This window comes from Paenibacillus alkalitolerans, assembly GCF_016482785.1.
Classification (GTDB): domain Bacteria; phylum Bacillota; class Bacilli; order Paenibacillales; family YIM-B00363; genus Paenibacillus_AE; species Paenibacillus_AE alkalitolerans.
Window position 1 is genome coordinate 34,421 of the sequence record NZ_JAEMXM010000028.1, and the last position, 12,525, is coordinate 46,945.

At 45.5% G+C, this 12,525-nt stretch carries 13 protein-coding genes and 1 pseudogene; 4 read left to right on the plus strand and 10 right to left on the minus strand.

The window, feature by feature from the left end:
* Window positions 1-56 precede the first annotated feature (56 nt).
* Window positions 57-329 (minus strand): stage VI sporulation protein F, encoded by a 273-nt coding sequence (locus JET16_RS26370; protein ID WP_199622607.1) that lies wholly within the window; start codon window positions 327-329, stop codon window positions 57-59.
* A gap of 596 nt (window positions 330-925) precedes the next feature.
* Here JET16_RS26370 and JET16_RS26375 point away from each other — a divergent pair.
* Together JET16_RS26375 and JET16_RS26380 are read left to right on the plus strand one after the other, a co-directional pair.
* The gene (locus tag JET16_RS26375; protein ID WP_199622610.1) at window positions 926-1,894 is read left to right on the plus strand and encodes a PAS domain S-box protein; all 969 of its coding nucleotides are present in this window, start codon (window positions 926-928) and stop codon (window positions 1,892-1,894) included.
* Window positions 1,895-2,145: 251 nt separating this feature from the next.
* On the plus strand, window positions 2,146-2,481 hold the full coding sequence (locus JET16_RS26380) for a hypothetical protein (RefSeq protein WP_199622613.1): 336 nt from the start codon (window positions 2,146-2,148) through the stop codon (window positions 2,479-2,481).
* 409 nt (window positions 2,482-2,890) lie between these two features.
* Here the strand turns inward: JET16_RS26380 and JET16_RS26385 are convergent.
* The 3 genes and pseudogenes from JET16_RS26385 to JET16_RS26395 form a co-directional block, all read right to left on the minus strand.
* Window positions 2,891-4,475 (minus strand): annotated as a pseudogene (locus tag JET16_RS26385) (GMC family oxidoreductase).
* Window positions 4,465-5,067, minus strand: coding sequence for a gluconate 2-dehydrogenase subunit 3 family protein (locus JET16_RS26390; protein WP_199622618.1), 603 nt, complete (start codon window positions 5,065-5,067; stop codon window positions 4,465-4,467). The pseudogene JET16_RS26385 and the gene JET16_RS26390 overlap by 11 nt, the downstream one beginning before the upstream one ends.
* A gap of 41 nt (window positions 5,068-5,108) precedes the next feature.
* Window positions 5,109-5,504, minus strand: a complete 396-nt coding sequence (locus JET16_RS26395) for a hypothetical protein (RefSeq protein WP_199622621.1) — start codon at window positions 5,502-5,504, stop codon at window positions 5,109-5,111.
* A gap of 204 nt (window positions 5,505-5,708) precedes the next feature.
* Here JET16_RS26395 and JET16_RS26400 point away from each other — a divergent pair, with 204 nt between their 5' ends.
* A complete protein-coding gene (locus tag JET16_RS26400; protein WP_199622624.1) occupies window positions 5,709-6,254 on the plus strand; it encodes a LysM peptidoglycan-binding domain-containing protein in 546 nt (181 codons plus the stop codon).
* A gap of 185 nt (window positions 6,255-6,439) precedes the next feature.
* Here JET16_RS26400 and JET16_RS26405 read toward each other — a convergent pair whose 3' ends face one another.
* Window positions 6,440-6,850: a TlpA family protein disulfide reductase gene (locus tag JET16_RS26405; protein WP_199622777.1), complete on the minus strand. Its 411-nt coding sequence runs from the start codon at window positions 6,848-6,850 to the stop codon at window positions 6,440-6,442.
* A gap of 140 nt (window positions 6,851-6,990) precedes the next feature.
* Entirely contained in the window at window positions 6,991-7,647 is a 657-nt protein-coding gene (locus JET16_RS26410; protein WP_199622627.1) for a hypothetical protein, read from the minus strand.
* 158 nt (window positions 7,648-7,805) lie between these two features.
* Here JET16_RS26410 and JET16_RS26415 point away from each other — a divergent pair, with 158 nt between their 5' ends.
* Window positions 7,806-8,408, plus strand: a complete 603-nt coding sequence (locus JET16_RS26415) for a hypothetical protein (RefSeq protein ID WP_199622640.1) — start codon at window positions 7,806-7,808, stop codon at window positions 8,406-8,408.
* Window positions 8,409-8,515: 107 nt separating this feature from the next.
* Here the strand turns inward: JET16_RS26415 and JET16_RS26420 are convergent, their stop codons facing one another.
* The 4 genes from JET16_RS26420 to shc form a co-directional block, all read right to left on the minus strand.
* The gene (locus JET16_RS26420) at window positions 8,516-9,085 is read right to left on the minus strand and encodes a TVP38/TMEM64 family protein (protein ID WP_199622643.1); all 570 of its coding nucleotides are present in this window, start codon (window positions 9,083-9,085) and stop codon (window positions 8,516-8,518) included.
* Window positions 9,086-9,112: 27 nt separating this feature from the next.
* Window positions 9,113-9,787 (minus strand): Crp/Fnr family transcriptional regulator, encoded by a 675-nt coding sequence (locus tag JET16_RS26425; protein WP_199622646.1) that lies wholly within the window; start codon window positions 9,785-9,787, stop codon window positions 9,113-9,115.
* Between the two features lies 1 nt (window position 9,788).
* Window positions 9,789-10,019: a glutaredoxin family protein gene (locus tag JET16_RS26430; protein WP_199622649.1), complete on the minus strand. Its 231-nt coding sequence runs from the start codon at window positions 10,017-10,019 to the stop codon at window positions 9,789-9,791.
* A gap of 571 nt (window positions 10,020-10,590) precedes the next feature.
* The gene (gene shc, locus JET16_RS26435; protein ID WP_199622667.1) at window positions 10,591-12,480 is read right to left on the minus strand and encodes a squalene--hopene cyclase; all 1,890 of its coding nucleotides are present in this window, start codon (window positions 12,478-12,480) and stop codon (window positions 10,591-10,593) included.
* Window positions 12,481-12,525: the final 45 nt, after the last annotated feature.

Below are 12,525 nucleotides of genomic sequence, written 5' to 3' on the forward strand. Positions count from 1 at the left end.
TCTCCCCCATGCCTACAATAAAAGTCAGAGCTTGGTGTCTCTGACTCTTTGCAAAGTTACTTCTTACCCATCATTTTCATCATTTGATCCAACTTTCCCGGTTTTACTGCCCCGCTCTTTACAGCTCGTATAATCTCTTTTATCGTCGATTCGGACACTGGCGTTTTCGCCATAGCGGCGACATTTTTTATTAGTTGTCTCAAGTTAGCCTCGTTTTTCATAGTCTGTGGACCGACTTTTCCGGCAAGCTTCTGGATTTCTTGTTGAGAGATACTTTTACCTGTATTCTTTTTAACCGTATCAAGAACATTCTTTGACAAGTTAGACATGTCCCAATACCTCCTTATAAAGTGTTAATCATTCCTGCAATCATATTGTATGAGTAACGTTCCAATCGCGCGCAGGCCTTTTCACCTATTTAAAGCACTCATTAATCAGGCGACCCGCATTATGTACTGTACAAGCGCTTCTATTCATATCATTAGATAAGTCCAACTGTAACCATTAGACACCGTGAAGTAAATCCAAAAATGAATTCATGTTTTAAGACATATTGGGTGGTGACATGATGCGATTTTTCCGATTAATGCCTCCGAGAGTTTGGATGATCACGATCTGCATCTATTTCCTTCCTTTATTTTTCTTAAGTACAAGCAATATTTTGATATACCACATCTTGATTTGGATCATGTTTCTTGTTCCGGTTTTCATTGTTTCTTACTATTACGGTTTATGGGGCGGCATAGCCTTTTCCTTTCTATCGCACTTTGTACATATGACGATTGACAGAATTTGGATTGTCCCTGAGAGTTACAATTACGGCATGGTTTTTCGACACGAAGTATTTGCCATAAGTGTATTTCTTTCGGTCTGCATAAGTATTTTGTCGTATAAAATAAAACAAAAAAATATGCAGATTCTTTACTTGAATGAACAGCGATTTCAGCTGTTTTTTGAAAACACCTCCGATGCTATTGTCATGCTAAGTTCAGATGGAAGTCTGATGAAAGCAAACCTTGCTTTCGAAAGATTGGTCGGCTATTCGAAAGAGGAGATGGGTCGGGAACCGTTCAAAACTTTTTTTAATCAATTTGACGATTCAGACAGTTCATTGGCAAATTTCAAACAAGCGCTTCAAGGAGAACCTCAACGCGGAGAAATAAGCTTGCTGCATAAAGACGGACACCGCATCGTGTTAGACATGATTGCAATTCCAGAATATATAAATGATAAGGTGACCGGCATTTGCATCTTCTGCAAAAATATAACGGAGCCTAAACACGCTGCGGAAATATTTATTGATGATACCAAGAATAGTCATGCAGTTTTCGATGGATATGATAAATATTCCCTTATTGTAGTCGAACTGATGTCAGATGAGGAGCTGGGCCGGATCTTGAATGTCAACCACCTTGCCTGCCAAGTATTGATGTATACAAAGGAAGAATTGCTTGCAAGGAATTATTATGAACTCCTCCCTGCAGGAAGTAAGTATGTTATAACGAAACAGATTCCCAAGCTTTTCAATGAAGGTCACTTTTCAACCAGGATCACTTATTTGGATAAGTATTCAAATCAATTTCCCGTTAAAATATATGCCCGGTTTTTCAAACCGAATGACCGAAAGGCTGTTTTACTCTTGGCAGAAAAAATCAATGTTCTTGATCATGCATGGATGAAAGATGACATCGGAAAAAATTTACGCATTCTTATGGCCGAAATGGATATTAGCACGACCGAATTAGCCCAGCTGTCGGGGCTCTCACTTACTACGGTTTCAAATTTGAAAAATGGCAAGATCACAAAGCCCAAGATGTCGACTATACAAGCTATTGCAGACGCATTGGGCATAAGTCCTTCCGAAATATGCAGTGAGAGCGATTATGAATTATAACTTTAAATATTTAAATTAAGACAATAGTACATAATTTGTTCTTTAGACATGTGTACATTACGAATTCCAGTGAAAGACATAAGCTATATCATCCCACCAACAAACAACCATTGTAAGTCTCTGTAATTTTTTAAAAGGGCGACTTGCATCGAGCTCGTAATCTCACATGGTGGAGATTAAGGAGCGTGAAAGGAGGCCTGTATTGGTGGCATATATGGTTATGCCGCCATCTCATAATGGAGGTGATCTAATTGCGGAAGCATGTGACCAAAAAAGAAGCGAGAAAGTGGCTTGGCAAATCAATTTACGCTCTCAAAAAAGACGGAAGTGTGATTTCCGGAAAGCTGGTCAAAATAAACGGGAATCAACTCATTCTTCATCAACCCGGAAATAGAAAAGTAAGTACAAAAGCTTTTATTCCCCTTGTTTTGTTTGATTTACTTGCAATTGGCGGTCATCACGGATTTGGGCATCCCGGTTTCGGCTTCGGTCACGGATTTGGGCATCCTGGTTTCGGTCATGGATTTGGGCATCCTGGTTTCGGCTTCGGTCACGGGTTTGGGCATCCATTCGGAGGTTTCTTCTAAAAACACAGGCAAAGGCCGCTTTCCACCTTGAGGGCGGCCTTTGCTATGCCTTAAAAAATAGACGAGAGTTGATACAGTCTTTAAATTTTTACATAGGATATAACGTTCACCCAAATAGGCTATATTCATTATCGCACAGTATAACCCAAAGAAATCGCCCTCCGCTTGCGCCAAGAAGACAACGGAAAGGGAGGGCGATCCTTAAAATAACATAACACAAATAATGACCAACAAAATGAACAACACAAGGATAATAATCGTTTGTTCAATCCAATTCCCAAGGTTCACTTGATCGCCTCGTTTCCCGCTGTGCATTTTGCCGACAACTAACCATATCTTATGAAAAAATATGGTGTTCCGTATGGATAGATGACGCAGTGAATCGGCTGAAAATGCACAAACAAGCCGGTTACCCCCGGCTTGTTTGCAGTTCCCGTTTCTTCGCTTTTTCTTTAATAATCCGCCGTACGCAAAGCAAGCGACATGACCGTGTTCGTCGGATTCCCCGCACCCGAAGTGACGAAAATACTCGCATCGCATACAAACAGGTTCGGGATATCGTGGCTTTGACCGTATGAATTGACGACCGAATCGGCAGGGTTGTTCCCCATTCGGCATCCCCCGGCCATATGTGCCGTATCCGGAACGACGAACTCCGCCTTCCCTCCCTCGGCTTCCAAAATGGAGCTCATTGTCCGTACTGCGTGCGCAATCAGCTTCCGGTCATTCTCGCTGTAACTGAAAGTCACTTTGGCGCGCGGCAATCCGTACTCGTCTTTCTCATCCGCCAATGTAACCCGATTGTTCGGATTCGGCAGTACTTCACCGACCAACGTGACTCTGCCGTAATGATTGTAATCCAGCAACGCCTGTCTAAAACGCTCGCCCCAAATCGGGCCGCCCTGCGCCTTCGAGACCCCGTTTGCGAATTCAACCGGCCTCGCTCCATGGGAATGAAGCGTATAGCCGCGGACAAAATCGCGGTTCCGGTCTGTCCGGTAAAAATCCAATGTTGTCGCGAGGACCGGTGTTCCTTTGTATAAACGGATTTCGCCGTCGAACTTGGCATATACGTCGTGACTACTGTGCACCATGATCGATTTTCCAACCATTCCGCTGCTGTTCGCAAGCCCGTCCGGGAACTGGCTGTTAGCCGAATTAAGCAACAATCTGGGTGTTTCCACTACAAAAGCGCTCAGAATCACCGTTTTTGCTTTTTGCTTGTACGTTGTACCGTTATGCACGAACGTTACGCCTTTGGCCATTCCATCTTTGCCCATCAGCACTTGTGTTACCATACAGTCCGGCAATACTTCGGCGCCCGCTTTGATGGCTTTTGGAATATGAACGATGAGCGTGCTGAATTTGGAATCCGGCATGCAGCCTTGATTGCAAAATCCACGGTTTATGCAAGGGGGGCGGCCTTCGAACGGAGCGGATAAAATGGCCAACGGCGCAACGGACGAACGGATCCCCAGCTTTTCACAACCGTTCATGAACATATAGGCGTTGGGACTGAGCGGCTCCCGCTCCGGGTATGGATAGGGACCGTTAAAATGTCCCCAAGGAAAATGCTTCGGCCCGGATACGGCAATTTCTTTTTCCGTTCGGGTGTAATAAGGCTCAAGATCTTCATAGCTTATCGGCCAATCTTCAGCAATTCCATCGAGTGTCTTCGCCTTAAAGTCGATATCCTGAAACCGCAAAAAAACCGCTGTAAAATGGGTCGTTCCACCGCCGATACCCCGGCCGGAATTATTATGACCCATTGTGAGCGGATCGTTGCCGTCTACGATTCGCGTATCTTGCCAACCAAGATTCTTCATAGAGAGCTCATCGCTGGCAAAATCCTTCTGCGGGTCCCGGAACGGACCGGCGTCAAGGACGACCACTGAGAGACCGGCTTCACTTAATTCTTTCGCCAGCACACCTCCCGCAGCTCCGGCGCCTACGATGACGACGTCAACCTCATCATTCGCATATTTACGCTTCATATTCCGCCTTCGCCTCCCAAGGATCCAATTGTCCTAGCTGAGTACGCACATACCCTCGCGGATAGGCCGGACCCGCATAACCCATCTCCGACCAAACCCCGGGATGAGAGCAATAGGATTCGACCGTCAACCTCATCAGTTTTTCAAACAGTTCCTTCTGCGGTACACCATTCCATACAGCTGCTGGGTCTGCTTTACCTTCGCTGATGCTTTGGATCATCTGCTTCTGTTTTTCGGTTTCTATTTCTGTAAAAGAAGTGGAGTACATGTGTTGCGAAAACTGCTCCATCGCCTTCAACCCTTGCCGAATCAATTGCGGCGCGGTCGGCACTCCGACTTTTCTTTGCCCTTCTCCAGGTGACGAATTCAAGGTTTGATCGATGTGGGAGATGACGAACTCAAGCGCATCGGGTGAAGAGTCGTCTACTAACAAACTGCATATGCAACGTAATATCTCAGCCTCACGTTCATGTAGAAATTGATACTTGACTGTTGCATGATTTCTCGAAGTTACAATTTGCTGCGTATGGTCATCCCAGGCATCTTTTTCATCCAAGACGTTAAAGGATGGATAGCGCGTCTTTCCGCTCATGCTCGGTTCCGCCTTTCTTTCATGATGGTGCCCATCGAAAGTCAACCCCCCCAATACACCGCGATAAGCCCCAATACGCTTATTGCCGTAAACATCATAGGAAGCGTAACCGGCGGTCCAATCAGGAAATTGCGGAGCGCCCAGCCTCCCACACGGATACCGACTCCCCGAACATGAAAATATGAGCCGATCATGCCGGAGATAACTCCAATCCACATCATTGCCTGAAACAAAACGTTCAACCACGTTAAGTTGAAGAAAGTAAGCGCAATACCTGTCATAAAAAAAACAGGCGCTTCAATGACGGGTACCCACATGGATTTATGGTGAAAATTTTGCCTGTAATGGAACATTGTTACTTGAATCCCGATCATCATGAAAGCCAGGCTGACAAACAGTATTAAAATACGTTCAATGGGCCAACCGTCCCAAAACATGGATTCCCCTCTTTTCCTGTTTTCCGTATATAATGCCCACAGCAGGAAAATATATCCAATTGGTGGTCAAATACCATTTGTTCACGCCGCCGACATAGAAAAGGAAAAGCCCATTTTTTCGCCTAAGTCGAACGCATTTGCTTTAAATTCATACGATAACATAGTCAAATGACTATAATTTTTTAAATTGGAGGAAAAAAGTACATGAATCGTCAATTTTTTGGATCGCCTTTCGGATTTGGGGGATTCGGTGGTTTTGGAGGGTTTCCTTTCGGAGGCTTTGGAGGGTTTAGTCCTTTCTTCTTCGGCGGTCGTCGATTTTTTCCATCGTTCTTCCTTTCGCCGTTTACTTTTCCGTTTTTTAGAGGGGAAGATGATCGAAACAGCATGTATTACGCCCAACATCAAGTTAGGGAAGGAGAGACGATGGATGTGCTGGCCGCAACGTACAATGTTCCAAGACCGATACTTGAAGCAATGAACACTCATATTCAAAATCCGCATCTTCTTGCACCAGGCACAGTGGTTTACATCCCTCGATTGGATAGAATGTATTGTAAAATGATGTTAATGGAACAAGAATCAAGCCATATGGGGATGGCATATCCCGCAGAACAAACAATGACGTATCCGGGGGTGCCTAACAGCATGTATCCCGGGCATGTAATGCCTGCACAGATGAAATCAGGAACCAAGATCAACCCAGTAACTTCGTACGTGGTTCACCCTAATGTAATAAGCCCATTTTAAATAAATGAAAAAGGGACGGCGATAAGCTGTCCCTTCCTAAAAATAACCCTTAAAGCCAAACAAATCATTCAAATAAACGGACAACACAGCAAGCTTATTGGTAATCAGGAGGATACCTGCCCCGATCAAGACGGCCCCTCCAACTTACCCGCAAGGAACGCCAGTCCGATTTGCACACTCATCCGTTACCCCCCTTCCGTGTCGGCTAACAGTTGGTCCAATTGATGTCTGAATTCGTCCTCACTGTCTTTTCCGCCAGCCCCTACCTTTCGATACACTTCTTTGCCTTGAGGATCAAGCAATACAACGGTAGGGGTGCTGATCACCCGAAACTGCCCGGTCACTTCACCGTCATGGTCGAAATAGACAGGTAAACGGAGCTCCTCTTTCTTAACATAATCTTTTACACTGTCCACAGAATCAAGGTGCGTCAAATTAATGGCGGCAAATTCGATCTTTCCTTCGTACTCGCGATATAACAATTCAATGACGGGCATTTCTTCCCGGCAGTAACTGCACCAGGTCGCCCAAAAACTCAATACCATCGGTTTATTTATTGCGGAGCTGTCTAATATCCGGTTATTTAACCCTTCCAGTTGAAACGTGACAGGATTAGCATCACGGTTTGGAACGGTTTCGACGGATGGAGACTCCTTCTATACAACCGAACATGCGGTTACCGCAAGGGCCAATAGGAAGAAAATAATAAATGCTGCTTTTCTCCTGATTGTTTTCATCATTGTGATATTACTCCTGTTTCCGGACGTTTGACTTCTGTCCATTTGTAGGGAAAAAACTCGATGCATATGATCCCGGCTAACAATAATGCCATCGTAATCGGACCATAAGGATGAGCGTGGGACTGGAATGTTAGAGCGGATATTCCGATCAGGATGACGCCCACCCGGTTATACCCTTTCATATATAAGGCGACGGCAGCCAAAATAGCGGCAGCGACCCAAGACCATACGGCCAAGTTCATAATCACGGCGCCTCCTGGCATATCCAAATTGAATAAGGCTAGGAACAGCTCGAACATACGGTCATAAACTTCTCCATCCGTCAAGTTCAAACCGCGTACATAGCGAGCCAAGATTCCCGTCGCGATTCCCGCAATCGTATCGAATGCCGTATACGCGACGGCAAATATCCACAGCGCGATTCTGCTCAAGCTTGCCGGGAAGCTGTCGGCATCTTTCAGCAGCAGCCACAAAGCAGTGGCGATCAAAGGAAATAACGGCATTTGCAAAGTATGCAGCAGCAGCCACCAATCTCCCAAACCGGTCAGCATTTCATCAAAATAAACATGAGCAGGATGCCATACTTCCAACAAACCCAATACAGCAGGCGCCCCCAATAAAATCAGACGTCTAAATAGTTTTTTCATATTCAAGAGTGAACACGCTCCTTATCTGCTTCATTTGTCATCATTCTCTATCACGTATCGTAACAAAATAAAAAGAATCGATATGTAAGCCATCTTACATACATGTGTTTTTTGTCTCGGATATACTTGCCTTGTTGATATCAAACGATAAGGGAGGCAAACTCATGACAGAAACAAAGCGAAAGTTTAACTTCAAGGCGGGTATCATCGGAAGTTTGGCCGGCGGTCTGGTCATGGCCGTTCCGATGGGCATGATGGGTTCAATGCCCGGAATCGCGTCCATGGTCGGCAGCAATTCTGCAATTGTCGGATTTATTGTACACATGATCATTAGTTTGATCTTCGGTATCGCGTTTGCCGTTTTTGCGGGGATGATCAAAGCACATCCGGCGATTACCGGCGCGATCTTCGGGGTGATCATCTGGATCATCGGTCCGCTCGTCCTTATGCCGATGATGACAAGCGGGGCGGCCGCTTGTGGTACGGCTGCCTGCGGCGTGGCTACGAAAGCTGCCTGCGGAACGGCTGATCAATCCGCCTGCGGTACCGCGAGCAAATCCGCCTGCGGTACCGCCGACAAGTCCGCTTGCGGCACAGCAAGCAAATCCGCCTGCGGAACTGTAGCAACCAGCGCGAATCCTTGCGGCAATCCCTCTGCCGGCGGCGGTGCGTCCGCATTGTTGATGGGACTGGCTACTCACATTCTTTACGGACTGATTACAGGTATTACATTCAAAATGATCGCCAAGAATAGCATAACCGCTTGATTTCGATTTTCAAGACAACAAAGCAGAGCCGAATCGCTTCGGCTCTGCTTTGTTGGGTTATCTGATAAATGTATTACTGGTATCTGCGTAAAAACGAAGAATCAATTTTACGTTTCAATCGCCAACACCACTTTCCGTGAAAAGACATACCAAGATATAGCAGTAAATGTGCCCGGTATGATTCCAAACAGCGTCCCTATGAAAAAGGAGCGAAACCGGATTTTCGATACGCCAGATACATAACTGATCAAATCAAATGGAATGATTGGAATCAGCCTCAATAGAAGCACATAAAGCAGCCCCCTCTTTTCGAGCTGTGTCTGTACCTTTTTCATGTTCCCTTTCCAGTCCGTCCGAACCAGGCTTTTACCCATAAATCGGGCTAACGCGAAGGATAATGCGGCGCCGGCCGTTGCTCCAATGACGGTGAGCACAGTACCCCAAAGCACGCCAAACGCCAAACCGCCGGTTAACGATAAAACGGATGCGGGAAATAAAATCAGAGGTCTTACCGTATATAAGATAACGTAAAGGAGCGGAGCCAACCACCCAAAGGACAAGATCCACGTGCGAATCTCCGATGGCGTCAGCTGCAAGTAGGTCTGATTGAACCAATACAAGAGTGCAATCGCCGCCAGTACAGCCGAAACTTTAAGAGCGGCAGACCATTTTTTCATATGAACCTCCGTCTCCTCGCGCAAGGACTAGACATATTCCGAGAGATGATTCAGATTGACGTGAACGGACATCCGGCCGGTTTTGATCACACCGTCTTTCGACAAATCGTTTAATACAGTCGTAACCGTTTCCCGCGTCGAACCGATCATGTTGGCGATTTCCTGATGGCTGAGCGGCATATCGATTTTATGGTACGCTCCTTCCGGAATGCCGAATTTCTCCGCCAACGTCTTGAGCAGGTGCAGAATCCTGCCCTTCACATTGCCGAGTGCCAATTGGGCCAGCATCGCATCCCTTTCTTTCAGCAGCCTGCTGAGTTCCTTCATAATCCTGACCGCCAGATGCGGCCTGTCGACGAGAAACTGTTCGAATTGTTCTTTACCCAAAGAGCAAAGAATGGTTTCGTCCATTGTTTCAATAAACGTATCCTTGGTTCCAAGTGAAAAGGAATCAATTTCTCCAAATACGTTGCCCGCGCCCAAAATACTGACGATAAACTGCTTTCCTTCCGGATTGATTTTGTACAACTTGAGTTTGCCTTCCTTCAACAAAAACAATCCTTCCCTGAACGTATCCGGAGTTTGAATCAGTTCTCCGCGATTGATCGTCGTCATCGGCGTCATCCGTTCAATTTCCTGCAGTTCCTCCATCGAAAGCGCCTCGAACAAACTGATTTGGGATAAATACCATAATTTATTCATTTCACGTGACCTCCAATATTCGATCCATTTTTTTCGGTTCAAAATAGGAAATGACTTCTCCGTCAACCACAATGAGCGGTGTGGCAATCCCTCCGAGACGGAGCATCTCGTCAAACCGGGCCTGGTCGTGGGTGACATCGATTTTTTCATAAGATATTTGTTTATGATCCAAATATTGGAACACCTCTTCGCACGTGTTGCAGTGCTTTCTCCAATACACTTTGATCTTCAAAGGATAACACCCCCTCGACATTAACGCATCAATTCATGGCCGCATATGCCCTGCAACGCTTCTTGACTCGATTATTATAATATCCTAATTATAAATCCCCTTCTGTAAGATAAATTACGTAGGGGATCGACAGCGTGCTGTTTCATTGTTTTATCGGTTTAAGTTACAATTTAAAGGTGCCGCAAAATAAGCAATAAAGCTGGTGAGCGCAATGGCAAAAACGGTTTTGGTCGTCGATGACGACCGGGATTTGTGTTATTTTCATAAAGATCTCTTTTGTTATTATTGATGGAATAGTATCATATAGCTTTTATAAAACTAAAAGTCACCTCCATTTAAGCAATAGACTCTTACATTCTTGCTCCCTAATCCTAAGAGGGTATTTATATAATAAAACCACGATTCCTTTGTCATGTATGTAAAGTAGATTACATACCAAAAAGCGCGTATAATCACGCGCATTCGGGATCCTTATGTGGTTCGTCTTTCCCTTTATCCTGCCGTTATCTTCAATGAAATGCTCTTGAGGACATCTGCACCTCCTCGAACTCAGCTGTCCATCTTTCCTTACTTAGTTCATATACTTCTTTTTATAATGGCTTAAAGCGAGCAAAGGCCAAACATACCGATAGCTATGATAATGGAAGTAAAATCCACCCGGCAAACCTGCACCTGTCGGATACGATGTCGTCCAATCTTGTTTTCTGGCCGACTCAGTTAAAAAGAGAACGCCGCGATCGATAGCCTGAATCGGTTCTTTGAAAACTGATATTAGGGCATCCAGTGCCCAGCCGGTTTGCGAAGGCGTGCTGACTCCTAACGATACATATCTTTTTTCCATGTCACTCCGACAAGATTCCCCCCAACCTCCGTCTGCATTTTGGATTTTCAGCAACCATCGAACTGCTTTTTGAATCGATGGATGATACGGGGAAACCCCTACCGCTGCCATGCCGGTTACAGCAGCCCATGTTCCATAAACGTAAGATATTCCCCAACGCCCATACCATGAGCCATCCTTTTCCTGATTCATTAAGAGCCACCGAACCCCTCTTTCTACTATTGGATGATGGATAGTTAAACCCGCTTCTTTTCCGAGGAATTCCAGTGTTCTCCCCGTTAAATCAGCTGTTGAAGGATCAATGCTGGTCGATTTTGATCCGTCGATCGGAATCCAGGTCAGGATTCTTTTATCCGTATTTTTTTCAAATGCCGGCCACCCTCCATCAGCATTCTGCATGGACAGCAGCCAATGGAGTCCGCGATTCCAAGCATCGCGATAGGTTGCATCTGTACTGCCCAACCTGCGTATCGCTCTTAAGGAAGCTGTCGTGTCATCGACATCGGGGTTTATTGTATTAATATCGGAAAATCCCCATCCTCCCGGTAACACATGGGGATTATTTTGCACCCAGTCACCGTATTTTCGATGTTGACGTGAAAGCAAATACACGCCGGCTTTTTGTATGATCGGAGAAGCAGTTGAAACTCCTGCCTCTTGCAAAGCATGACTTAGTAACGCCGTATTCCAAACGGTTGATGTTGCGTTCTGCACATGGATATGTCCGTTCGTCCGGCAAGTCAATGTTTTTAATCCGGTAATCGCCCGCGAGATCACGTGACTGTCTTTGGGATATCCAAGAGCCATCAGTGCAAATATCATGAGAAAAGTTGAAGTGAAATAACTGTACAAGGTTCCATCCGGTTCGATTCTCTCCAGCATGAACTGTTCTGCGCGCCGCAGAGCGATGGAATGGATGTGCCTAGGCAATATAGGGAGATTCTTAATGCCTTGTCTGATCAAATGAAGGATGGAACGAGACTCATTTGAGATACTATTCGCTTTATCCGGATTCACGTTTGTTGATTTTTCTGTAAACAGATCCGATAGATCGGGCGTATCATCCGTCTTTATGACAAACTTTCGATCGGCGCAGACCAGGATCGGCGCGACATGCACCCTGGCATACCCGACAAAATCAAAGAAATGAATCGGAAATGTTTGAGGCAAAAGCAGTAGTTCAACCGGAATCAAAAGATGCCGCGGCCACGGATACTGTCCCGTCAAGGCGAGCATCACTTTTGTAAGCGTGCTGGCTTCCGGTATCCCGCCTTTGGATAAAATAAAATGTTTCGCCGCTTGCATATTCTTATCGGTTTTCCGGTAGTACCCTGAGAATAGGAGGGCATAGTAAGCCTCTATCGATGCCGATAGATTACCCTCTTCTTCGTCATGATATAATTTCCAGGCTCCGTTCTTATTCTGAATGCCGGATATTCGAGCGGTCAGTTCCCGGATGAAATCCTCGTCATCAATCTGTAGAACGCGTAATAGGATAATCATATACGCATCGGTCAAAGGACCGCTTTCCAGGCAATAGCGCCAAGCTCCGTCAGGTGACTGGTCCCGATGTAATAATTCGATCATGCGGTTCATTTCAGATTCGACTTTATTTTTCACTTTGAAACAACCTTTCCTTTTATCGAAAATACGCTTATACCCAAA